The following is a 22,901-nucleotide window of genomic DNA, read 5'->3' as shown; positions in this document are numbered from 1 at the left end:
TATGCAAGCCTCCATCTCCGAAACACCCGACCAACCACACGACGGCACACCGGTTAACTCACGCAGTAAAGTGGTAGTTGCCTCGCTGGTCGGCACTGCGATCGAATTCTTCGATTTCTATATCTATGCCACCGCCGCGGTAATTGTTTTTCCGCATATCTTCTTCCCGCAGGGTGACGCTACGGTTGCCACACTGCAGTCGCTGGCCACCTTCGCTATCGCCTTTGTTGCGCGCCCTATTGGCTCCGCGCTGTTTGGTCACTTTGGTGACCGCGTGGGCCGTAAAGCGACGCTGGTTGCCTCGCTGCTGACCATGGGCGTCTCTACCGTACTGATCGGCCTGCTGCCGGGTTATCAGACCATTGGCGTGGCGGCACCGCTGCTGCTGGCGCTGGCGCGTTTTGGTCAGGGCCTGGGACTGGGTGGCGAATGGGGCGGCGCGGCGCTGCTGGCCACCGAGAACGCCCCGGCGAAGAAACGCGCGCTGTACGGCTCGTTCCCGCAGCTGGGCGCACCGATTGGCTTCTTCTTTGCCAACGGCACGTTCCTGCTGCTCTCGTGGCTGCTGACCGATGAGCAGTTCATGAACTGGGGCTGGCGCGTACCGTTTGTGCTTTCTGCGGTACTGGTGATTATCGGCCTGTATGTGCGCGTATCGCTGCATGAGAGCCCGGTGTTTGCCAAAGTGCAGAAAGAGAAGAAACAGGTGCGGATCCCTATCGGTACGCTGCTGAGCAAGCATATGACGGCGACCATCCTCGGCACGTTTATCATGCTGGCGACCTATACGCTGTTCTACATTATGACGGTGTATTCGATGAGCTACGGCACCGCGCCGGCGCCTGTTGGTCTCGGCTATTCGCGTAACAGCTTCCTGTGGATGCTGATGGTGGCGGTCATCGGTTTTGGCGTGATGGTGCCGATTGCCGGCCTGCTGGCGGACCGTTTTGGCCGTCGCAAAACGATGATCACCATTACGCTGATGATCATCGCCTTTGCGCTGATGTTCCCGCTGCTGCTCGGCTCCGGCTCGCAGATTCTGGTGATGGGCTTCCTGCTGATCGGCCTGAGTATTATGGGTCTGACATTCGGCCCGATGGGCGCGCTGCTGCCAGAACTGTTCCCGACCGAAGTTCGTTATACCGGTGCGTCGTTCTCTTACAACCTGTCGTCAATACTTGGTGCCTCGGTAGCGCCTTATATTGCGACCTGGCTGAATGCGAACTACGGCTTGCAGGCGGTGGGCTTCTATCTGGCCTCCATGGCAGTGCTGACGCTGATCGCGCTGATCGCCTGTAAAGAGACACGCCATCAGACGCTGTATGAAGCGGTGTGATTGATTGCGTGTTGACAGAACCCGGCTCCGGCCGGGTTTTTTATTGGCGGTGTGGGGATGGTACGGTGTTTCCCTCACCCTGGCCCTCACCCCGGCCCTCTCCCGTAAACGGGAGAGGGAGCGTCCGCGCGATGTTGATAGATAAGTGTAGAAACATCAGCCCGCACCAAACGGTTCCCTCTCCCGTTTACGGGAGAGGGAGTATCCGCGCGGTGTTGATGAATAAGTGCAGAAACATCAGCCCGCACCAAACGGTTCCCTCTCCCGCCAGCGGGAGAGGGCCAGGGTGAGGGTGAGAAAAACCCTTCTGCCCCAGACACAAGACATAAAAAAACCCCGGCAAGCCGGGGTTTGATTGGGCTGAAAACTGTGTCTCGCGTGCCTTAGCCCGCGACGGCGATGCGTTTCATGTCGGTCATATAGCCACGCAGTTTGCGGCCAACGGCTTCGATTGGATGCTGGCGGATCGCTTCGTTCACGTCGCGCAGCTGCGCGTTATCCACCTGCGTGCCTTCCACCGCTTTGCCCAGGTCGCCAGGCTGCAGCGTGGTCATGAACTCTTTCAGCAGCGGAACGGCTGCGAAGGAGAACAGGTAGTTACCGTATTCTGCGGTATCGGAAATTACCACGTTCATTTCATACAGACGCTTACGGGCGATGGTGTTGGCAATCAGCGGCAGCTCGTGCAGCGATTCATAGTAAGCCGACTCTTCGATGATGCCCGCGTCAACCATGGTTTCAAATGCCAGCTCAACGCCCGCTTTCACCATCGCGACCATGACCACGCCTTTGTCGTAGTACTCCTGCTCGTCGATTTTGCCTTCGAACTGCGGGGCATTTTCGAACGCGGTTTTACCGGTCTCTTCACGCCAGGTCAGCAGGTTTTTGTCGTCGTTCGCCCAGTCAGCCATCATACCGGAAGAGAATTCACCCGAGATGATGTCATCCATGTGCTTCTGGAACAGCGGGGCCATGATGGTTTTCAGCTGCTCAGACAGCGCGTAAGCGCGGATTTTTGCCGGATTAGACAGACGATCCATCATCAGCGTGATGCCGCCAAACTTCAGCGATTCGGTGATGGTTTCCCAGCCGAACTGAATCAGTTTTTCGGTGTAAGCCGCGTCGTGACCTTCAGCCACCAGCTTGTCGAAGCACAGCAGTGAACCGGCCTGCAGCATACCGCACAGAATGGTCTGCTCGCCCATCAGGTCTGATTTGACTTCTGCCACGAAGGACGATTCCAGCACGCCTGCACGGTCGCCGCCGGTGGCTGCAGCCCAGGCTTTGGCAATCGCCATGCCTTCGCCTTTTGGATCGTTTTCCGGGTGAACAGCGATCAGCGTTGGAACGCCGAAGCCACGTTTGTACTCTTCACGCACTTCGGTACCCGGGCACTTCGGTGCCACCATCACCACGGTGATGTCTTTACGGATGGTCTCGCCCACTTCGACGATGTTGAAACCGTGAGAGTAACCCAGCGCGGCACCGTCTTTCATCAGCGGCTGAACGGCCTGCACAACGGCAGAGTGCTGCTTGTCCGGCGTCAGGTTAACTACCAGATCCGCCTGCGGGATCAGCTCTTCGTAAGTACCCACTTTAAAACCGTTTTCGGTGGCTTTACGGAACGACGCACGCTTCTCAGCGATGGCTTCAGCGCGCAGTGCGTAAGACACATCAAGGCCAGAGTCACGCATGTTCAGACCCTGGTTCAGGCCCTGCGCGCCGCAGCCGACGATGACCACTTTCTTACCTTTCAGGAAGCTAGCGCCATCCGCGAATTCATCGCGCGACATGAAGCGACATTTGCCTAACTGCGCTAACTGATTGCGCAGATTCAATGTGTTGAAGTAGTTAGCCATGGGTACTCCGCTCAGATGTTGTGTTTGCTTTTGTTCAGTAACGGCGCCGGATTTAGCGCCGCGAATGACCCCATCATATGACAGGAAATCTGTTGCTTAAATTGATATATTAACAACGTCACATTGCAGAATTTGCAACATCACGCTGAGGGCAAAACGCGCATGGATTTACGAGACCTGAAACTGTTTCTTCACCTGGCGGAAAGCTGCCACTTTGGCCGCACCGCGCGCGCCATGCACGTCAGCCCGTCGACATTATCACGCCAGATTCAGCGGCTGGAAGAGGATGTCGGACACGCGCTGTTCCTGCGCGACAACCGCACCGTGACGCTGACCGAAGCCGGCGAGCGGCTGCGTCAGTTCGCCCAGCAGACCCTGCTGCAGTATCAGCAGCTGCGCCATGTCATGGACCTGAACGGTCCGTCGCTGAGCGGCGAGCTGCGCCTGTTCTGCTCGGTAACCGCCGCCTACAGCCATCTGCCGCCGATTCTCGACCGCTTTCGCGCGGAGCATCCGCAGGTGGAAATTAAACTCACCACCGGCGACGCCGCCGATGCCATTGAAATGGTGCAGTCCGGTGAAGCGGATCTGGCCATCGCCGGCCGGCCGGAGTCGCTGCCCGCCAGTATCGATTTTACACCGCTGGGTTTGATCCCGCTGGTGCTGATCGCCCCGGCGCTGCCCTGCCCGGTGCGCAGCCAGGCAACGCAGGAACAGCCGGACTGGTCGCAGATTCCCTTTATCCTGCCGGATCAGGGGCCGGCGCGGCGCGGTATTGATGTATGGTTTCGCCGCCATCGCATTGCCAACCCGCAGATTTACGCCACGGTGTCAGGCCATGAGGCGATTGTGTCGATGGTGGCGCTCGGCTGCGGCATCGCGCTGCTGCCGGATGTGGTGCTGGAAAACAGTCCGGAACCGGTGCGCAATCGCGTGCTGACGCTGGAGAATGTCGAGTCGGTGGCGCCGCTGGAGCTCGGCGTATGCGTACAAAAAAAGCGGCTCGGGGAGCCGCTGATTAATGCTTTCTGGCACCTGCTGTAATTCAGCCGGCGAGGAAGAAGCGAAACGCCGGATTGCTGGCCTCGTCGTGCCACTCATAGCCGAGCGCGTTGAGGTGAGTGTCGAAATCCGGCTCTTTGTCGTTGATCTCGAACGCCGCCAGCACGCGACCAAAATCGGTGCCGTGGCTGCGATAGTGGAACAGCGAAATGTTCCAGTGCGCGCCCAGCGTCTGCAGGAACTTCAGCAGCGCGCCCGGCGCTTCCGGGAATTCGAAGCTGAACAGCCGCTCGCGCAGCGGTTTTGACGGGCGTCCGCCCACCATGTAGCGCACGTGCAGCTTCGCCATCTCATCGTCCGACAAATCCACCACCTGATAGCCGCCTTCAGCCAGCTGGCTGATGATTTCGCTGCGCTCCTCAAGGCCGCGCGTTAAACGCACGCCAACAAAGATGCAGGCGTTGTCGGCATCGGCATAACGGTAGTTGAACTCGGTTACCGCGCGGCCGCCCAGCGTCTGGCAGAAACGCAGGAAGCTGCCCTGCTGCTCAGGAATGGTCACCGCCAGCAGCGCTTCACGCTGCTCACCCAGTTCACAGCGCTCGGAGACATAGCGCAGACCGTGGAAGTTAACGTTGGCGCCCGACAGCACGTGCGCCAGCCGCTCGCCTTTGATGTCGTGCTGCTGGATGTACTTCTTCATGCCCGCCAGCGCCAGCGCGCCGGAAGGCTCCGCCACCGCACGCACATCCTCGAACAGATCCTTCATCGCTGCGCAGATGGCATCGCTGTCCACGGTGATGATGTCGTCGAGGTATTCTTTGCACAGGCGGAAGGTTTCGCTGCCGATACGCTTGACCGCCACGCCTTCGGCAAACAGCCCGACGCGCGGCAAATCCACCGGCTCGCCGGCATCAAGCGCCGCCTTCAGGCAGGCAGAGTCCTGCGACTCGACCGCGATAACCTTGATTTGCGGCATCAGCTGTTTAATCAGTACCGCCACACCCGCCGCTAAGCCGCCGCCGCCTACCGGCACAAACACGCGATCGAGATGCGCATCCTGCTGCAACAGCTCCATCGCCAGCGTGCCCTGTCCGGCAATCACCGCCGGATGATCAAACGGCGGCACGAAGGTGTAACCCTGCTGCTCCGCCAGTTCAATCGCTTTGGCTTTTGCCTCGTCAAAATTGGCGCCAAACAGGTAAGCCTCACCGCCAAACGCGCGCACTGCATCAACCTTGATGTCCGCCGTCGCCACTGGCATCACAATCAGTGACTTGATGCCGAGCGTGCTGGCCGAGAGCGCCACGCCCTGCGCGTGGTTGCCCGCCGAAGCAGTAACCACGCCGCGCGCTTTCTGCTCTTCCGTCAGGCCGGCGATCATGGCGTAAGCACCGCGCAGCTTGAAGCTGTGCACCGGCTGGCGATCTTCGCGCTTCACCAGAATGGTGTTGCCAAGACGCGACGAAATTTTTTCCATTTTTTGCAGCGGCGTCACCTGGGCAATTTCGTACACAGGCGCACGCAGCACCGCGCGCAGATACTCCGCGCCATTGGGCGACGCGGAAAGCGGTTGAGACTCAGCCATCAGAGATTAGCCTCCCAGCTTAGACTTATCGCGCACCGCGCCCTTGTCAGCGCTGGTGGCGAGCGATGCATAAGCACGCAGTGCGAAGGAGACCTGACGCACACGACCGTGCGGCGTATAAGCCGCTTCGCCACGCGCTTCCTCTTCTTCACGGCGGGCATGCAGTTCGTTATCCGGTACCGCCAGCTTAATGCCGCGATTCGGGATATCGATTTCAATGATGTCGCCATCTTTGACCAGCGCGATGGTGCCGCCGTTCGCCGCTTCCGGCGATGCGTGGCCAATGGAGAGACCCGAGGTGCCACCCGAGAAGCGTCCGTCAGTGATCAGCGCACAGCTTTTGCCAAGGCCCATCGATTTCAGATAAGTGGTCGGATAGAGCATTTCCTGCATGCCCGGACCGCCTTTCGGCCCTTCGTAGCGGATCACCACCACGTCACCGGCGACCACTTTGCCGCCGAGAATCGCTTCCACCGCATCGTCCTGGCTTTCATACACTTTTGCCGGACCTTTAAAGGTGAGGATCTCTTTGTCGACGCCGGCGGTTTTCACGATGCAGCCATCTTCCGCCATGTTGCCGTACAGCACTGCCAGACCGCCATCCTGAGAGAACGCGTGTTCGCGCGTACGGATACAGCCCTCCTGGCGATCGTCATCCAGCGTGTCCCAGCGGCAATCCTGTGAGAACGCCTGGGTAGTACGGATGCCCGCCGGGCCGGCGCGGAACATCTTCTTCACCGCTTCGTCTTTGGTCAGCATGATGTCGTACTGATCGAGGGTTTCGCGCAGATTGAGACCCAGCACGTTGCGTACGTCGGTGTGCAGCAGGCCGGCACGATCCAGCTCGCCAAGAATACCGATTACCCCGCCCGCGCGGTGCACATCTTCCATATGATATTTCTGTGTGCTCGGCGCCACTTTGCACAGGTGCGGCACTTTACGTGACAGGCGATCGATGTCGGAAATGTTGAAATCGATCTCGCCTTCCTGCGCGGCGGCCAGCAGGTGCAGCACGGTATTGGTGGAACCGCCCATGGCGATATCCAGTGTCATGGCGTTTTCGAACGCAGCTTTGCTGGCGATGTTACGCGGCAGCACGCGCGCATCATCCTGCTCGTAGTACTGTTTGGTCAGGTTAACGATGCGCTTGCCGGCGTTGATGAACAGGTCTTTACGATCGGCGTGGGTTGCCAGCAGCGAGCCGTTGCCCGGCTGCGACAGGCCCAGCGCTTCGGTCAGACAGTTCATGGAGTTGGCGGTGAACATGCCAGAGCACGAGCCGCAGGTCGGGCAGGCGGAACGTTCAATCTGTTCGCTGTCGGCATCGCTGACGTTCGGGTTCGCCCCCTGAATCATCGCGTCCACCAGATCCAGCTTGATGATTTTGTCTGACAGCTTGGTTTTACCGGCTTCCATCGGACCGCCGGAGACAAAGATCACCGGAATGTTGAGGCGCAGCGAGGCCATCAGCATGCCGGGGGTGATTTTGTCGCAGTTGGAGATACACACCATGGCGTCGGCGCAGTGGGCGTTCACCATATATTCCACGGAGTCGGCAATCAGCTCGCGTGAAGGCAGTGAATACAGCATGCCGCCATGACCCATGGCGATACCGTCATCCACCGCGATGGTGTTGAACTCTTTGGCTACACCACCCGCGGCTTCGATTTGCTCAGCGACCAGTTTGCCAAGATCGCGCAGGTGCACGTGGCCCGGTACGAATTGGGTGAAGGAGTTAACCACGGCGATAATCGGCTTACCGAAATCGTCGTCGGTCATTCCGGTGGCGCGCCACAGGGCACGGGCACCCGCCATGTTACGACCATGGGTGGTGGTGGCGGAACGGTACTTAGGCATGCTCTATTTACTCCAGTCTGAAAAATGACGCGGGCGCTGCTGCACCCGCGTTACTGTCTTGTTATGGATTCACCTGATCCAGCCAGCCGTACTTATCTTCGGTTTCGCCGGTGAACAGGCCAAAGAACGCCTGCTGGATTTTGGTGGTCACCGGGCCACGTTTGCCCTCACCCACCTGGATGCCGTCCACGCTGCGTACCGGCGTGATCTCTGCGGCAGTACCGGACATGAACACTTCATCCGCCAGGTACAGTGATTCGCGAGACAGCACCTGCTCGCGCACTTCGATACCGAGATCCTTCGCCAGCTTGATGATGGCGTCGCGGGTGATGCCCGGCAGCGCTGAAGAGGTGAACGGCGGGGTGAACAGGATGCCGTCTTTCACTTCAAACAGGTTTTCGCCAGCACCTTCGGAGATATAACCCTGGGTATCCAGCGCGATACCTTCCTGATAACCGTGGCGGCGCGCTTCGCTGCCAACCAGCAGGGAAGAGAGATAGTTACCGCCTGCTTTCGCCGCGGTTGGCAGGGTATTTGGCGCCACGCGATTCCAGGAAGAAACCATGGCGTTGATGCCCTGCTCCAGCGCTTCGGCACCCAGATAAGCCCCCCACGGGAACGCAGCGATGATCACATCGGTGGTGAAGCCGTCTGGCGGGTTAACGCCGAGACCCACGTCGCCGACAAAGGCCAGCGGACGAATGTAGGCACTCTTCAGTTTATTGACGCGGATGACTTCGCGGCACGCTTCCATCAACTCATCCACGCTGGCTTTGATCGGGAAACGGTAAATTTTGGCGGAGTCGTGCAGACGCTGCATGTGTTCACGGTGACGGAACACCACCGGACCTTTGTGTGAGTCGTAGCAGCGAACGCCTTCGAACACAGAGGTGCCGTAATGCAGTGCGTGAGACATAACGCTAACCTTAGCGTCTTCCCACTTAACCATCTCTCCATTGAACCAGATAAAGTCTGCTTTCTTCGTACTCATTGTTATTTCCTTTGGCGACTAGGCGCGGATTTGTTGTGTTGTCTGTTGCTGGATCTCGACACAGGCGACATCCATAAGTTTGCTTAACTGCGAAGACAGTAAATCGACAGAGCGCTGGCTGGCAACGGTCATTTCGATATTAATGTTCTCCGCATTGACGGCGGACGCCATATTCATCGCGCAGACCTGGAAGCCACGGTGACGCACGACGCGCAAAATGCGCTCCAATATTTCAGGGCGAAAGCGGGCTTCGATAGACAATTGATGCTGGTTCATACGGTTTTCTCCATCATGTTTGCGTTGCTGGCACCCGGCGGTACCAGTGGCCAGACGTTTTCATGCTCATCAATCGCAACATGCAGGAAGTAAGGACCTTCACTGTTCAGCAGAGCATCAATCGCGGCGTCGACCTGATCTTTACGGCTAATGCGCTGGCCCGGAATATCAAAGGCGCTGGCCAGCGTGAGGAAATCGGGGTTATCGGTGAGGATGGTTTCGCTGTAGCGACCATCAAAGAACAGCTGCTGCCACTGGCGAACCATGCCAAGACGCTGGTTATCCAGCAGCAGGATTTTTACCGGCAGCTGCTTACGCTTGATGGTGCCCAGCTCCTGAATATTCATCATGATTGAGCCGTCACCGGACACGCAGATAACGGTGTCATCCGGACGGGCAACCTGCGCGCCTACCGCAGCCGGCAGCCCAAAGCCCATGGTGCCCAGACCGCTGGAGGTGATGAAGTTTTCCGGCGCGCTGAAGCGCATGTGCTGCGCCGCCCACATCTGGTGCTGGCCAACGTCGGTGGTTACCACCGCGCTGTCAGGTTTACGATCTGACAATTGCTTCAGCAGCAGCGGCGCGTAGATCGCCTCGCCGGGATGGTCGTAACGCCACGCGAACTCCGCGTTCATCGCTTTAACTTCAGTACGCCAGCCGTCGATCTGCAGCGGCATGCTCAGCGCCGGCAACACCTGGTTGAGATCGCCCTGCAGCGAAACGTGAGCGCGACGCAGTTTGTTCAATTCCGCCGGATCGATATCGATATGAATGACGCTGGCGTGCGGCGCGAAGGTATCCAGCTTACCGGTGACGCGGTCGTCGAAGCGCGCGCCGACGGCAATCAGCAAATCACAGGATTGCACCGCCAGGTTGGCCGCTTTGGTGCCATGCATGCCGAGCATACCGAGATAGAGATCGCTGCTGGCTTCGGCGCTGCCCAGCCCTTTCAGGGTAGAAACCATCGGGATGCCGGTCTCCTGCGCCATAGCCCGCAGCGCCGGGACGGCCTGCGCCATGCCGACACCGCCGCCGATATACAGCATCGGTTTTTGCGCCTGCGCCATCAGCGCGCGCGCTTCGGCAATGTGGTGCGGTGAGTGGCTCAGTGCCTCTTCAACCGGCAGCAGGTGCGGCGTCAGGTCACCGCTGGCAATCTGAATATCTTTGGGAATGTCGACCAGCACGGGTCCCGGACGGCCGGACTGCGCGATGGCGAAAGCTTCCGCCATCACCGAGGGTAAATCATCCAGCGATTCAACGAGGAAGCTGTGTTTAGTACAGGCTAATGACAGGCCAAGAACGTCGATTTCCTGAAAGGCGTCGGTACCGATAAACGCTGAAGAGACCTGTCCGGTGATGGCGACAACCGGAACGGAATCCATCATCGCATCGGCCAGCCCGGTGATCAGGTTGGTGGCGCCCGGTCCGGAAGTCGCAATGCAAACCCCGGTTTTGCCGGTCGCACGCGCATAACCGATCGCTGCCATCACTGCACCTTGTTCATGACGACACAGTAGATGTTCCACGCCGCCATCGTAGAGCGCATCGTACACTGGCATGATTGCTCCGCCAGGATAACCAAACACTGTGTCGACACCCTGCGCGCGTAAAGCCTGAACTACCCACTGTGCACCTGTCATGGTTATTCTCCTGTATTCCTGCTGGAACAACAGAATTTTATGCTACTGCTCATAATCTGTTCCTCGCTGATTCGCTGATATTTCGTCTGGTCGAAAAAAAACCCCCGGACCTTACGGTGCGGGGGTTTTTCGAATTCCAGGCTTGATTTTTAAGCCTTTCTTTCTCCAAGCGTAGCCCCGCACGGTGGGTTAATAATCACCACCACGCTAATCACAACTAGGCTAATCACTTGTAGAAGGGCTTTCATGTGTCGTCTGTTTTTTCGTTAGTTCGAAGTAATACCTACAGAGTTACCATAGTTAGCAGGGGATTTACAATAATTTTCATCGGAAAATTTTATGACGCGCGCAGCTGACGGGCGTTATCGCTTTGTAAGTAAAAGGTTATTCGCATTTGTGATAATTATTCATTACGCCCGCGACGCAACCGTTATTTTGCTTTTGCGATCTGGCTGCGAAAATTAATGAACAGGATGAAAAGCGCAGCGATTTTCATGAATACCGCTTCAGGATGATAGTTTCAGCGGTCGCCGTGTGGATTTTTTTTAGCAAGGATAAAGGCAACAAGGAGCGGTTATGTCTTTATCGAAAGTATTAACACGCGCGGCGCTCGGAGTGCAGGCTCCACTGGTGACGATTGAAGTGCATATCAGCAACGGTCTGCCAGCATTGACGCTGGTAGGTCTGCCGGAAACCACCGTCAAAGAAGCCCGCGAACGCGTGCGCAGCGCCATTATCAATAGCGGTTTCACCTTTCCGGCGAAGCGCGTCACCATTAACCTCGCGCCAGCTGATTTACCTAAAGAGGGTGGGCGCTACGACCTGCCGATCGCTATCGCCATTCTCGCGGCCTCAGAGCAGCTGCCAGGCGATAAGCTGGCCCATTATGAGTTCCTGGGTGAGCTGGCGCTAAACGGCGCGCTGTGTGGCGTTCAGGCCGCGATTCCTGCTGCCATGGCGGCGCTGCAGGCCGGACGTCAGATGGTCTTAGCGGAGCAGAATCAACAGGATGTCGGCCTGATACAACAGGGCGAAACGCTGGTGGGCAAGCATCTGGTGGAGATCTGCGCTTTCCTGCATAACCAGACGGCGCTGACGGTCGCCCACTACCAGCCTGAAACGGTGCCGCACGAGCAGCAGGACCTGAGCGATATTATTGGCCAGCAGCAGGGACGGCGCGCGCTGGAAATTACCGCCGCCGGTGGCCATAACCTGTTGCTGCTGGGCCCGCCCGGCACCGGTAAGACCATGCTGGCAACCCGATTGCCCGGCATTATGCCGCCGCTGGACGACCAGGAAGCGCTGGAGTGCGCCGCAATTGCCAGCCTGGTCAGCAGCGGTACGCTACATCATCAGTGGCGTAAACGGCCGTTCAGAGCGCCTCATCACAGCGCATCGTTGTATGCGCTGGTCGGCGGAGGATCACTACCGCGGCCGGGCGAAATTTCGCTGGCGCACAACGGGGTGCTGTTTCTTGATGAACTGCCCGAGTTTGAGCGCAAAGCACTGGATGCGTTACGCGAGCCGATTGAGTCCGGAGAAATCGCCATTTCCCGTTCCCGCGCCAAAGTCACTTTCCCTGCACGCTTTCAGCTGATTGGTGCAATGAATCCCAGCCCGACGGGCCATTATCAGGGGAATCATAATCGCTGCACGCCGCAGCAGGTGCTGCGCTATCTCAGCCGGCTGTCTGGCCCGTTTCTGGATCGCTTCGATCTGTCGCTGGAGATTCCGCTGCTACCGGGCGGCTCGCTCAGCCAGAAGCAGCAGCACAGCGAAACCAGCGCGCAGGTGCGCGCCCGCGTACTGGCCGCCCGGGCGATACAGATGGCACGCGCGGGCAAAGTGAATGCGCAGTTGTCGAATCCGGAGATCGCGCGTGATTGTGTGTTACAGCAGCAGGATGCGGAATGGCTGGAGGAGATCCTGAATGCACTGGGATTATCGGTGCGTGCGTGGCAGCGCATCTTAAAGGTGGCGAGAACCATCGCAGATTTAGCGGGTGAACGGCAGGTTACGCGTCAGCATCTGCAGGAGGCGGTGGGATATCGCAGTATCGATCGTTTACTGATTTACCTGCATAAAAGCCTGGAATGACAACGGGGCTGAAATCAGCCCCGTCATGTTAATCGTCGCTATCGCTGAAGTCTTCCACCGTGTCCATCTGCGGTTTACCGCCGGACAAGGTATGAAAACGTTTCGGACGCTTGATACGTGCAGTGTATTTTGACCAGACACGTTCAGCCTCAGTCTGCGGCTCACGCAGACCACGACAGACTTCAATAAACAGACGCTCTTCTTCGGTCTCCGGATCGCGCTTAGCGAGATCCAGTTCGTTGAAAGCGTATCCGTGGCGTTCCAGAAGCTGAGCTTCTTTAATGGTGAAGTCACCATGACGCGAAAAACCACGAGGGTAATGTTTGTTATCAAAGAAACGATTAGTTGTTGCGAAGCTGTCCGCCATCTTACACGCTCCTGATTCTCATATGGCCGTGCTATTTATGGCGCGGAGTATTAGATAGGCTTGACAGAGTGTAAAACAAAACATTTAAATCAGTACGACAAACATTTTTTGGGAGAATGCTGTGGATACGGAATTACTGAAAACTTTCCTCGAAGTGAGCAGAACGCGTCATTTCGGGCGTGCTGCTGAAGCGCTTTACCTCACGCAATCTGCCGTTAGTTTTCGCATCCGTCAGCTGGAAAATCAGCTGGGCGTTAATCTTTTTACCCGTCACCGCAATAATATCCGGCTGACTTCAGCAGGCGAGCGCTTATTGCCCTACGCTGAGAGCCTGATGAGTACCTGGCTGATGGCAAAGAAGGAGGTTTCGCATACCCAGCAGCACCATGAGCTATCAATCGGTGCCAGTGCATCGCTCTGGGAAGCGTATCTTACGCCCTGGCTGCAGACGCTATACGAGAACCGGGAGAGCCTGCATCTGGAAGCACGTATTGCTCAGCGCCATTTGCTGGTCAAGCAGTTACATGAGCGTCAGCTCGATTTGCTGATCACCACCGAAGCGCCAAAAATGGATGAACTCACCAGTCAGCAGATCGGTCATATTTCACTCGCGCTCTTTCGCGCACGCAAAACTGAAAAGCGTGAAAAATATGATTACATCAAACTCGAGTGGGGCGCGGATTTCCATCAGCATGAAAGTTATCTTTCCAGTGATGACGTACCGGTATTAACTACCACTTCTGCACATGTGACCCGCGAATTGCTGCATACCACGGGAGCCTGCGCTTTTTTACCTGATTTCTGGCATGGCATTTACAGTGATTTGATGGTTATTCCAGACACACCTGTCGCAGTGCGACCGTTATATGCGGTATGGCTGCAGAATAGCGATCAACAGGCACACATTCGTCAGCTGCTTAAATATCCGGTCCTGACTCACTGAAGCAATAATTGAGGGAGTTTGAGTGGAAGAAATGAAACTCAGGCTCTTGCCTGTGCCGAATTTCAGGCAAAAAAAAATCCTTTGCCGAAGCAAAGGATTATTTTCTGGCAGGGGCGGAGGGACTCGAACCCCCAACACCCGGTTTTGGAGACCGGTGCTCTACCAATTGAACTACGCCCCTAATTAGGGTGGCGGAACGGACGGGGCTCGAACCCGCGACCCCCTGCGTGACAGGCAGGTATTCTAACCAACTGAACTACCGCTCCACCGATTCTGTACTGATATCAGACCGTCGCTGATTTCAGGTGTTTCGCCCTTTCCGCGTCACCGGGAAGGTCACGACCCGATTAGGGGTCTTAAATTGATGCCTGGCAGTTCCCTACTCTCGCATGGGGAGGCCCCACACTACCATCGGCGCTACGGCGTTTCACTTCTGAGTTCGGCATGGGGTCAGGTGGGACCACCGCGCTGTTGCCGCCAGGCAAATTCTTTGTGCCCTGTCCTGCGTCTTTCGCGCTGATGCCGCGTTGGCCGCGCTCGCAAAGTCAGTCACATACTCGTGTATGCTCCTTCCTTTCCTTCGCTTGCCGCCTCGCCTCAGCGCAAAATCCTCCGGACTCGCGTCCGCAGAACAAAGCTGATTCTTTATCCGTCACAAGCTGAAAATTCTTTCTGTCTCTCAGACCAAAACGCCTCTGGCGTTGTAAGGTTAAGCCTCACGGGTCATTAGTACCGGTTAGCTCAACGCATCGCTGCGCTTACACACCCGGCCTATCAACGTCGTCGTCTTCAACGTCCCTTCAGGACCCTTAAAGGGTCAGGGAGAACTCATCTCGGGGCAAGTTTCGTGCTTAGATGCTTTCAGCACTTATCTCTTCCGCACTTAGCTACCGGGCAGTGCCATTGGCATGACAACCCGAACACCAGCGGTGCGTTCACTCCGGTCCTCTCGTACTAGGAGCAACCCCCCTCAATTCTCCAGCGCCCACGGCAGATAGGGACCGAACTGTCTCACGACGTTCTAAACCCAGCTCGCGTACCACTTTAAACGGCGAACAGCCGTACCCTTGGGACCTACTTCAGCCCCAGGATGTGATGAGCCGACATCGAGGTGCCAAACACCGCCGTCGATATGAACTCTTGGGCGGTATCAGCCTGTTATCCCCGGAGTACCTTTTATCCGTTGAGCGATGGCCCTTCCATTCAGAACCACCGGATCACTATGACCTGCTTTCGCACCTGCTCGAGCCGTCACTCTCGCAGTCAAGCTGGCTTATGCCATTGCACTAACCTCCTGATGTCCGACCAGGATTAGCCAACCTTCGTGCTCCTCCGTTACGCTTTGGGAGGAGACCGCCCCAGTCAAACTACCCACCAGACACTGTCCGCAGCCCGGATTACGGGCCTACGTTAGAACATCAAACATTAAAGGGTGGTATTTCAAGGTTGGCTCCACGCAGACTGGCGTCCACGCTTCAAAGCCTCCCACCTATCCTACACATCAAGGCTCAATGTTCAGTGTCAAGCTATAGTAAAGGTTCACGGGGTCTTTCCGTCTTGCCGCGGGTACACTGCATCTTCACAGCGATTTCAATTTCACTGAGTCTCGGGTGGAGACAGCCTGGCCATCATTACGCCATTCGTGCAGGTCGGAACTTACCCGACAAGGAATTTCGCTACCTTAGGACCGTTATAGTTACGGCCGCCGTTTACCGGGGCTTCGATCAAGAGCTTCTCCTTGCGGATAACCCCATCAATTAACCTTCCGGCACCGGGCAGGCGTCACACCGTATACGTCCACTTTCGTGTTTGCACAGTGCTGTGTTTTTAATAAACAGTTGCAGCCAGCTGGTATCTTCGACTGGCCTCGGCTCCGGGAGCAAGTCCCTTCACCTACGCGCCAGCGTGCCTTCTCCCGAAGTTACGGCACCATTTTGCCTAGTTCCTTCACCCGAGTTCTCTCAAGCGCCTTGGTATTCTCTACCTGACCACCTGTGTCGGTTTGGGGTACGATTTCGTGTTACCTGGAGCTTAGAGGCTTTTCCTGGAAGCAGGGCATCAGTTACTTCACCGCCGTAGCGGCTCGTCATCACGCCTCAGTGTTAAAGAAGACCGGATTTGCCTGGTCTTCACACCTGCACGCTTAAACCGGGACAACCGTCGCCCGGATAACCTAGCCTTCTCCGTCCCCCCTTCGCAGTAACACCAAGTACAGGAATATTAACCTGTTTCCCATCGACTACGCTTTTCAGCCTCGCCTTAGGGGTCGACTCACCCTGCCCCGATTAACGTTGGACAGGAACCCTTGGTCTTCCGGCGAGCGGGCTTTTCACCCGCTTTATCGTTACTTATGTCAGCATTCGCACTTCTGATACCTCCAGCATGCCTCACAGCACACCTTCAGCGGCTTACAGAACGCTCCCCTACCCAACAACACATAGTGTCGCTGCCGCAGCTTCGGTGCATGGTTTAGCCCCGTTACATCTTCCGCGCAGGCCGACTCGACCAGTGAGCTATTACGCTTTCTTTAAATGATGGCTGCTTCTAAGCCAACATCCTGGCTGTCTGTGCCTTCCCACATCGTTTCCCACTTAACCATGACTTTGGGACCTTAGCTGGCGGTCTGGGTTGTTTCCCTCTTCACGACGGACGTTAGCACCCGCCGTGTGTCTCCCGTGATAACATTCTCCGGTATTCGCAGTTTGCATCGGGTTGGTAAGCCGGGATGGCCCCCTAGCCGAAACAGTGCTCTACCCCCGGAGATGAGTTCACGAGGCGCTACCTAAATAGCTTTCGGGGAGAACCAGCTATCTCCCGGTTTGATTGGCCTTTCACCCCCAGCCACAAGTCATCCGCTAATTTTTCAACATTAGTCGGTTCGGTCCTCCAGTTAGTGTTACCCAACCTTCAACCTGCCCATGGCTAGATCACCGGGTTTCGGGTCTATACCCTGCAACTTAACGCCCAATTAAGACTCGGTTTCCCTTCGGCTCCCCTATGCGGTTAACCTTGCTACAGAATATAAGTCGCTGACCCATTATACAAAAGGTACGCAGTCACCTAACAAGTAGGCTCCCACTGCTTGTACGTACACGGTTTCAGGTTCTGTTTCACTCCCCTCGCCGGGGTTCTTTTCGCCTTTCCCTCACGGTACTGGTTCACTATCGGTCAGTCAGGAGTATTTAGCCTTGGAGGATGGTCCCCCCATGTTCAGACAGGATACCACGTGTCCCGCCCTACTCGTCGGACTCACAACTCATGCATCTTCGTGTACGGGGCTGTCACCCGGTATCGCGCGACTTTCCAGACGCTTCCACTGATGCACAAGCTGATTCAGGTCCTGGGCTGCTCCCCGTTCGCTCGCCGCTACTGGGGGAATCTCGGTTGATTTCTTTTCCTCGGGGTACTTAGATGTTTCAGTTCCCCCGGTTCGCCTCGTTAACCTATGTATTCAGTTAACGATAATGCACAAGTGCACTGGGTTTCCCCATTCGGACATCGACGGCTGTAGCGGTTCATATCACCTTACCGTCGCTTTTCGCAGATTAGCACGTCCTTCATCGCCTCTGACTGCCAGGGCATCCACCGTGTACGCTTAGTCGCTTAACCTCACAACCCACAGGCGTTTATCTGTCTGCCGTAACGGCTGCGCGTAAAGAATGCGTCGTTGCGCGGTGCTCGCCATGCTCACGTACTTCAGTACGCTCCGCTGGCTGTGCGCCGTCGCGCCTTGCCTTCTTTACTGCTCGCTCGCTACTGCATCACAGTTGCTTGTAAGCTGTAAGCTTTTGAGAGACTCGAACGCATCGTCATTTCATTCTTATTACGGAGAATGAATACGACACGTCGTTTCAAATTTTCAGCTTGTTCCGGATTGTTAAAGAGCAAATACTTCGCAGCACACCGTCGCCGGTATACTCTGAAGTAAGTTTCAGTACTGTAATGGTGGAGCTAAGCGGGATCGAACCGCTGACCTCCTGCGTGCAAGGCAGGCGCTCTCCCAGCTGAGCTATAGCCCCATACAGTCACTGCAGAGACCATCTACATCCACTCACCAGGAGTCACGTTTCTCACACGGGAAATGTGATTTCGTCTCAGGCAAGGCATGTTTTCGCGAAGCATAGTGAACTATGCGAGCCGGAAACATAACGCGGCATGAGAAGAAATCTGGTAGGCCTGAGTGGACTTGAACCACCGACCTCACCCTTATCAGGGGTGCGCTCTAACCACCTGAGCTACAAGCCTGTAGAGGTTTTTTCTGCTCGTTACTTTTCTATCAGACAATCTGTGTGAGCACTTCGCGGGAAGGTATCTTCAGGTAAGGAGGTGATCCAACCGCAGGTTCCCCTACGGTTACCTTGTTACGACTTCACCCCAGTCATGAATCACAAAGTGGTAAGCGCCCTCCCGAAGGTTAAGCTACCTACTTCTTTTGCAACCCACTCCCATGGTGTGACGGGCGGTGTGTACAAGGCCCGGGAACGTATTCACCGTAGCATTCTGATCTACGATTACTAGCGATTCCGACTTCATGGAGTCGAGTTGCAGACTCCAATCCGGACTACGACGCACTTTATGAGGTCCGCTTGCTCTCGCGAGGTCGCTTCTCTTTGTATGCGCCATTGTAGCACGTGTGTAGCCCTGGCCGTAAGGGCCATGATGACTTGACGTCATCCCCACCTTCCTCCGGTTTATCACCGGCAGTCTCCTTTGAGTTCCCGGCCGAACCGCTGGCAACAAAGGATAAGGGTTGCGCTCGTTGCGGGACTTAACCCAACATTTCACAACACGAGCTGACGACAGCCATGCAGCACCTGTCTCAGAGTTCCCGAAGGCACCAAAGCATCTCTGCTAAGTTCTCTGGATGTCAAGGCCAGGTAAGGTTCTTCGCGTTGCATCGAATTAAACCACATGCTCCACCGCTTGTGCGGGCCCCCGTCAATTCATTTGAGTTTTAACCTTGCGGCCGTACTCCCCAGGCGGTCGACTTAACGCGTTAGCTCCGGAAGCCACGCCTCAAGGGCACAACCTCCAAGTCGACATCGTTTACGGCGTGGACTACCAGGGTATCTAATCCTGTTTGCTCCCCACGCTTTCGCACCTGAGCGTCAGTCTTCGTCCAGGGGGCCGCCTTCGCCACCGGTATTCCTCCAGATCTCTACGCATTTCACCGCTACACCTGGAATTCTACCCCCCTCTACGAGACTCAAGCCTGCCAGTTTCAAATGCAGTTCCCAGGTTAAGCCCGGGGATTTCACATCTGACTTAACAGACCGCCTGCGTGCGCTTTACGCCCAGTAATTCCGATTAACGCTTGCACCCTCCGTATTACCGCGGCTGCTGGCACGGAGTTAGCCGGTGCTTCTTCTGCGGGTAACGTCAATCGGCAAGGTTATTAACCTCACCGCCTTCCTCCCCGCTGAAAGTACTTTACAACCCGAAGGCCTTCTTCATACACGCGGCATGGCTGCATCAGGCTTGCGCCCATTGTGCAATATTCCCCACTGCTGCCTCCCGTAGGAGTCTGGACCGTGTCTCAGTTCCAGTGTGGCTGGTCATCCTCTCAGACCAGCTAGGGATCGTCGCCTAGGTGAGCCATTACCCCACCTACTAGCTAATCCCATCTGGGCACATCCGATGGTGTGAGGCCCGAAGGTCCCCCACTTTGGTCTTGCGACGTTATGCGGTATTAGCTACCGTTTCCAGTAGTTATCCCCCTCCATCGGGCAGTTTCCCAGACATTACTCACCCGTCCGCCACTCGCCACCCAAAGAGCAAGCTCTTCTGTGCTGCCGTTCGACTTGCATGTGTTAGGCCTGCCGCCAGCGTTCAATCTGAGCCATGATCAAACTCTTCAATTTAAAGTTTGATTTGCTGCAACGAGTGCAGCGATGCTCTGTGAATTAAACTTCGTAATGAATTACGTGTTCACTCAGCAAAGACTTGATATTTTTTACGTCCGGAGACGCTGATATCAATCCTGCGAGTGCCCACACAGATTGTCTGATAAATTGTTAAAGAGCAGTGCCGCGATTTCTCAAGCGGCGCGGGATGCGTATATTACGCTTTCCGCTTTCTCAGTCAAGCATTTATTTTTGCTTTTCTGAAGGTTGCCGTTAAGGGCCACCTCACTAACAGGGCGCTTCGTAAGCCGTTGTGCCGTGTCAGTGGAGGCGCATTATAGGGAGTTCTTTCGGGCTGACAAGGGCTAAATGCAAATTAATTTTCGAGTGCTGTTTTTTTCGGCGAAAGCCCGTCAAATCGCCAGTTTTTCCAGCAGCGGGAAGCCATAACGCTGCAAAACCGGTGATAATTGCACCACTTCGTCATCCATACGCGTACAAAATGCCACATTCTGTCCGCTGGAACGCGCCTGAGGCGCTTCGTGCTCTAACAACCAGGCGGTGCGCCGTGCAATGGCTGCGCCCGAATCCACCAGCCGGGTGCCGTCAGGCAACACCTGCTGCAGCTCTTCACGTAACAGCGGGAAATGGGTACAACCCAGCACCACGGTATCCGGCGGTTCTTTCATACGCAGCCACGGTTGTACTGCACGACGCACATCGTCCAGCGACACCGTTTCTCCGTGCAGTTTGGCTTCGGCCAGTTCAACCAGTTCCGCCGAGCCCAGCATTTCGATTTTACATTCGCGCGCAAACTGCGCCACCAGCTCATGGGTGTAAGGCCGTTTCACCGTGCCGCGCGTGGCCAGCAGGCCGACCACGCCGTTACGCGTCAGACGGGCCGCAGGCTTAATCGCCGGCACGACGCCGACGACCGGGAACTCAAAGCGCTGACGCAACGCTGGCAGGGAGACGGTACTGGCGGAGTTACAGGCGATGACCACTAATGCCAGCGGCACGCGCTGTACGATAGCCTCCACCACCGCCACGACCCGCTCAACAATGTACTCTTCGCTTTTTTCACCGTAAGGGAAACCGGCATTATCGAAGGCATAGAGATAGTGCAGGCCCGGCAGCAGTTGCCGGACCTCATCATAGACGGAGAGCCCACCGACGCCGGAGTCAAACACCAGCACGGTGGGGCGCAGATCAGAAGCTGTAGCTGGCGCTGAGATAGTACTCCGTTCCTGGAGTTTGATAGCCATACACTGTCTCGTAGTCTTTATCGAACAGGTTGGCAATTCTACCACGAACGGTGAGCTGTGATGTGACCGGATACGAAACTGCCAGATCCCATAAACTTACACCGCCCAGTTTGACGCGTTGCGGGGTAAAGGCGTGGTTGTAATCCGTATCATAGCGATCGCCGAGATAATGATAGGTCAGTGACCAGTCAAACTCATAAATCGTCCAGTCGAGCTGGTATTTCACCTGCTGCTTCGCACGGCGCACCAGCGGTTGATCGGTTTCAGCATCGCGCGCATCAACATAATCGTAAGAAATCTGATGGCTAAGCGGACCGGTATCGAACGACGCCGTGGCTTCTACGCCCTTAATGCGCGCTTTATCGATGTTGTAATAGATATAGGTGGTGGGATCGCTATCAATCAGATTATCGATATCGTTACGATAACCGGATACGCGCCAGTTTACCGGCCCGGTCAGGCCAGAGAAGCCCGCTTCCCACTGTTTACTCTCTTCCGGCTTCAGGTCGCTGTTGCCATAAGAACCATACAACTGGCCGAGACGAGGCGCTTTATACGCCGTCGCGTAATTGGCAAACACGCTATAGCCATCAACAAACGCCCACGACGCCCCGCCCTGCCAGGTGCCGTGCCAGCCAAACTGGCTGTTGTCGTCCCCGCGTACCGCGCCTTCCAGCGTTACGCTGCCCAGCTGCTGCTGGGTGGTGGCATAAATGCCGGTGTTACGCAGTTCGGTGCTGTCAGCCACGTAAGCGGTGCCGGGTTCCGTGGTCTGTTTCTGCCAGTCCACGCCCGCGCTTACGCTGCCCTGCGCCACCTGCAACGTATTGCCCCACTGCACATTGTACTGCTTGCTGTCATCCAGCGTGGTCGACGGGCCGTAGCGGCCTGTACGCGGATCATAGTTATAGTCTTTGCTGCGGCTGTAACTGGCGATCAGCTGCGTCGAATAAATGTCGTTGCTGTAACGCAGGCCGCTGTCCCAGGTCTGGCTGTAGAGCTGACGGGTATCGTTTAATCCATTGATGTTGAAACTGTTATCGTAGCTGTAGGTGCCGTCGTAGGCCGTACGGTTGTCAAAACCGTAGCCGCGGACAAAGCCGCTCAACCCGTCACTGAACTGATGCTCCAGCGCGCCATACAGTGTCTTGTTCATGAAGCCATCGCGATCTTTCTGCGCCGGATCGCCATACACATCCGGCAGGTTCGCCACCACATCATAGCCGCGCGTATAGGTGTAGTTGCCCGCCATGGTCAGCGTCGTGGCTGCCCCCAGCTGCTGCTGGGTAGAACCTTCATAGTTTTGATAGCCTTTCGAGCCCACGCCCGCGCTCAGCGTCGTGCCCGGCTTATCACGACCGGTGATGATGTTCACCACGCCGCCAATTGCATCGGAGCCATACACCGCCGAGCGCGCACCGCGCACATATTCGATGCGCTGGACCAGAGAAAGCGGAATCTGGCTTAAATCGGACGATCCGGACACACCCGCCTGGTTTAGCCGGATACCGTCGATGAGTATAAGTACGTGGCTGGAGTTGGTACCGCGCACAAACAGCGAGCTCAACTGGCCGAGGCCACCGTTTTGCGCGATATCCACGCCAGGCAGGCGACGCATGACGTCCGTCAGGCTTTTCGCCTGCCAGCGATCGATATCGTCGCGGGTCACGACTGTCGTCGGCGCGAGAACGGAGGAGACCGGCTGCAAAAACCGGTTGGCGGTAACGATTTGCGTATCATCATTCTGCTGCGCGTAGCCAGATTGCGCCCAGAGCGACAACGCCGTTGCACTAAAGGCAAACAGCGAAGCGTGTGTTGTTTTCATTGTTATAGC

At 56.4% G+C, this 22,901-nt stretch carries 14 protein-coding genes, 4 tRNA genes and 3 rRNA genes; 4 read left to right on the top strand and 17 right to left on the bottom strand.

The features are described from left to right. The first annotated feature begins 1 nt into the window (after position 1). Positions 2 to 1,336, top strand: a complete 1,335-nt coding sequence (locus ABVR31_RS00900) for an MFS transporter (RefSeq protein ID WP_152390324.1) — start codon at positions 2 to 4, stop codon at positions 1,334 to 1,336. A gap of 383 nt (positions 1,337 to 1,719) precedes the next feature. On the opposite strand, the gene ilvC is transcribed toward ABVR31_RS00900, so the two are convergent. Further along, positions 1,720 to 3,195: a ketol-acid reductoisomerase gene (ilvC, locus tag ABVR31_RS00895; RefSeq protein WP_021507912.1), complete on the bottom strand. Its 1,476-nt coding sequence runs from the start codon at positions 3,193 to 3,195 to the stop codon at positions 1,720 to 1,722. A gap of 162 nt (positions 3,196 to 3,357) precedes the next feature. On the opposite strand from ilvC, the gene ilvY reads away from it, so the two are divergent. Continuing rightward, entirely contained in the window at positions 3,358 to 4,239 is an 882-nt protein-coding gene (ilvY, locus tag ABVR31_RS00890) for an HTH-type transcriptional activator IlvY (protein WP_058759908.1), read from the top strand. 1 nt (position 4,240) lies between these two features. On the opposite strand, the gene ilvA is transcribed toward ilvY, so the two are convergent. The 6 genes from ilvA to ilvL all read right to left on the bottom strand — a co-directional run bounded on the left by ilvA (position 4,241) and on the right by ilvL (position 10,800). Then, positions 4,241 to 5,785 (bottom strand): threonine ammonia-lyase, biosynthetic, encoded by a 1,545-nt coding sequence (gene ilvA / locus ABVR31_RS00885; protein WP_058759907.1) that lies wholly within the window; start codon positions 5,783 to 5,785, stop codon positions 4,241 to 4,243. Positions 5,786 to 5,791: 6 nt separating this feature from the next. Further along, entirely contained in the window at positions 5,792 to 7,642 is a 1,851-nt protein-coding gene (gene ilvD / locus ABVR31_RS00880; protein WP_021507915.1) for a dihydroxy-acid dehydratase, read from the bottom strand. Between the two features lie 61 nt (positions 7,643 to 7,703). Further along, a complete protein-coding gene (locus ABVR31_RS00875; RefSeq protein WP_021507916.1) occupies positions 7,704 to 8,633 on the bottom strand; it encodes a branched-chain amino acid transaminase in 930 nt (309 codons plus the stop codon). 18 nt (positions 8,634 to 8,651) lie between these two features. After that, positions 8,652 to 8,909 carry an acetolactate synthase 2 small subunit gene (gene ilvM / locus ABVR31_RS00870; RefSeq protein WP_008106624.1) on the bottom strand — a complete coding sequence of 86 codons (258 nt, stop codon included), beginning with the start codon at positions 8,907 to 8,909 and terminating at the stop codon, positions 8,652 to 8,654. Beyond that, positions 8,906 to 10,552: an acetolactate synthase 2 catalytic subunit gene (gene ilvG, locus ABVR31_RS00865; RefSeq protein ID WP_222951490.1), complete on the bottom strand. Its 1,647-nt coding sequence runs from the start codon at positions 10,550 to 10,552 to the stop codon at positions 8,906 to 8,908. The genes ilvM and ilvG overlap by 4 nt, the downstream gene beginning before the upstream one ends. 149 nt (positions 10,553 to 10,701) lie before the next feature. Further along, entirely contained in the window at positions 10,702 to 10,800 is a 99-nt protein-coding gene (gene ilvL / locus ABVR31_RS00860) for an ilv operon leader peptide (protein ID WP_071813600.1), read from the bottom strand. A 328-nt stretch (positions 10,801 to 11,128) separates the two neighbouring features. Here ilvL and ABVR31_RS00855 point away from each other — a divergent pair, with 328 nt between their 5' ends. Beyond that, a complete protein-coding gene (locus tag ABVR31_RS00855; protein ID WP_058759906.1) occupies positions 11,129 to 12,649 on the top strand; it encodes a YifB family Mg chelatase-like AAA ATPase in 1,521 nt (506 codons plus the stop codon). A 28-nt stretch (positions 12,650 to 12,677) separates the two neighbouring features. Here the strand turns inward: ABVR31_RS00855 and ABVR31_RS00850 are convergent, their stop codons facing one another. Next, positions 12,678 to 13,016 (bottom strand): DUF413 domain-containing protein, encoded by a 339-nt coding sequence (locus ABVR31_RS00850; RefSeq protein ID WP_021507919.1) that lies wholly within the window; start codon positions 13,014 to 13,016, stop codon positions 12,678 to 12,680. 121 nt (positions 13,017 to 13,137) lie between these two features. Here ABVR31_RS00850 and hdfR point away from each other — a divergent pair, with 121 nt between their 5' ends. Further along, on the top strand, positions 13,138 to 13,959 hold the full coding sequence (gene hdfR, locus ABVR31_RS00845) for an HTH-type transcriptional regulator HdfR (RefSeq protein ID WP_031279770.1): 822 nt from the start codon (positions 13,138 to 13,140) through the stop codon (positions 13,957 to 13,959). A gap of 105 nt (positions 13,960 to 14,064) precedes the next feature. On the opposite strand, the gene ABVR31_RS00840 is transcribed toward hdfR, so the two are convergent. The 9 genes from ABVR31_RS00840 to btuB form a co-directional block, all read right to left on the bottom strand. Further along, positions 14,065 to 14,140 (bottom strand) — tRNA-Trp (locus ABVR31_RS00840). An 8-nt stretch (positions 14,141 to 14,148) separates the two neighbouring features. Beyond that, positions 14,149 to 14,225 (bottom strand) — tRNA-Asp (locus ABVR31_RS00835). A 100-nt stretch (positions 14,226 to 14,325) separates the two neighbouring features. Then, positions 14,326 to 14,441: ribosomal RNA gene (gene rrf / locus ABVR31_RS00830) — 5S ribosomal RNA — on the bottom strand. Between the two features lie 223 nt (positions 14,442 to 14,664). Then, positions 14,665 to 17,568: ribosomal RNA gene (locus ABVR31_RS00825) — 23S ribosomal RNA — on the bottom strand. 334 nt (positions 17,569 to 17,902) lie between these two features. Next, positions 17,903 to 17,978: transfer RNA gene (locus tag ABVR31_RS00820), tRNA-Ala, on the bottom strand. Positions 17,979 to 18,127: 149 nt separating this feature from the next. After that, a tRNA-Ile gene (locus ABVR31_RS00815) sits at positions 18,128 to 18,204 on the bottom strand. A 74-nt stretch (positions 18,205 to 18,278) separates the two neighbouring features. After that, positions 18,279 to 19,820, bottom strand: a 16S ribosomal RNA gene (locus ABVR31_RS00810). The 16S, 23S and 5S rRNA genes sit together here with 4 tRNA genes alongside, the layout of an rRNA operon. 395 nt (positions 19,821 to 20,215) lie before the next feature. Then, positions 20,216 to 21,067, bottom strand: a complete 852-nt coding sequence (gene murI, locus ABVR31_RS00805; protein ID WP_040679621.1) for a glutamate racemase — start codon at positions 21,065 to 21,067, stop codon at positions 20,216 to 20,218. Beyond that, positions 21,012 to 22,892 (bottom strand): TonB-dependent vitamin B12 receptor BtuB, encoded by a 1,881-nt coding sequence (gene btuB, locus ABVR31_RS00800; RefSeq protein ID WP_136547368.1) that lies wholly within the window; start codon positions 22,890 to 22,892, stop codon positions 21,012 to 21,014. The genes murI and btuB overlap by 56 nt, the downstream gene beginning before the upstream one ends. Positions 22,893 to 22,901 lie beyond the last annotated feature (9 nt).

This window comes from Pantoea sp. WEP, assembly GCF_041678305.1.
Classification (GTDB): Bacteria; Pseudomonadota; Gammaproteobacteria; order Enterobacterales; family Enterobacteriaceae; genus Pantoea; species Pantoea dispersa.
This window is presented reverse-complemented; position numbering and strand designations above follow the sequence as displayed.

Bases quoted from the DNA above. Each gene is read 5' to 3' on its own strand.
- ABVR31_RS00900 (WP_152390324.1), top strand. From the start codon at position 2: ATGCAAGCCTCCATCTCCGAAACACCCGACCAACCACACGACGGCACA.
- ilvC (WP_021507912.1), bottom strand. From the start codon at position 3,195: ATGGCTAACTACTTCAACACATTGAATCTGCGCAATCAGTTAGCGCAG.
- ilvY (WP_058759908.1), top strand. From the start codon at position 3,358: ATGGATTTACGAGACCTGAAACTGTTTCTTCACCTGGCGGAAAGCTGC.
- ilvA (WP_058759907.1), bottom strand. From the start codon at position 5,785: ATGGCTGAGTCTCAACCGCTTTCCGCGTCGCCCAATGGCGCGGAGTAT.
- ilvD (WP_021507915.1), bottom strand. From the start codon at position 7,642: ATGCCTAAGTACCGTTCCGCCACCACCACCCATGGTCGTAACATGGCG.
- ABVR31_RS00875 (WP_021507916.1), bottom strand. From the start codon at position 8,633: ATGAGTACGAAGAAAGCAGACTTTATCTGGTTCAATGGAGAGATGGTT.
- ilvM (WP_008106624.1), bottom strand. From the start codon at position 8,909: ATGAACCAGCATCAATTGTCTATCGAAGCCCGCTTTCGCCCTGAAATA.
- ilvG (WP_222951490.1), bottom strand. From the start codon at position 10,552: ATGACAGGTGCACAGTGGGTAGTTCAGGCTTTACGCGCGCAGGGTGTC.
- ilvL (WP_071813600.1), bottom strand. From the start codon at position 10,800: ATGAAAGCCCTTCTACAAGTGATTAGCCTAGTTGTGATTAGCGTGGTG.
- ABVR31_RS00855 (WP_058759906.1), top strand. From the start codon at position 11,129: ATGTCTTTATCGAAAGTATTAACACGCGCGGCGCTCGGAGTGCAGGCT.
- ABVR31_RS00850 (WP_021507919.1), bottom strand. From the start codon at position 13,016: ATGGCGGACAGCTTCGCAACAACTAATCGTTTCTTTGATAACAAACAT.
- murI (WP_040679621.1), bottom strand. From the start codon at position 21,067: ATGGCTATCAAACTCCAGGAACGGAGTACTATCTCAGCGCCAGCTACA.
- btuB (WP_136547368.1), bottom strand. From the start codon at position 22,892: ATGAAAACAACACACGCTTCGCTGTTTGCCTTTAGTGCAACGGCGTTG.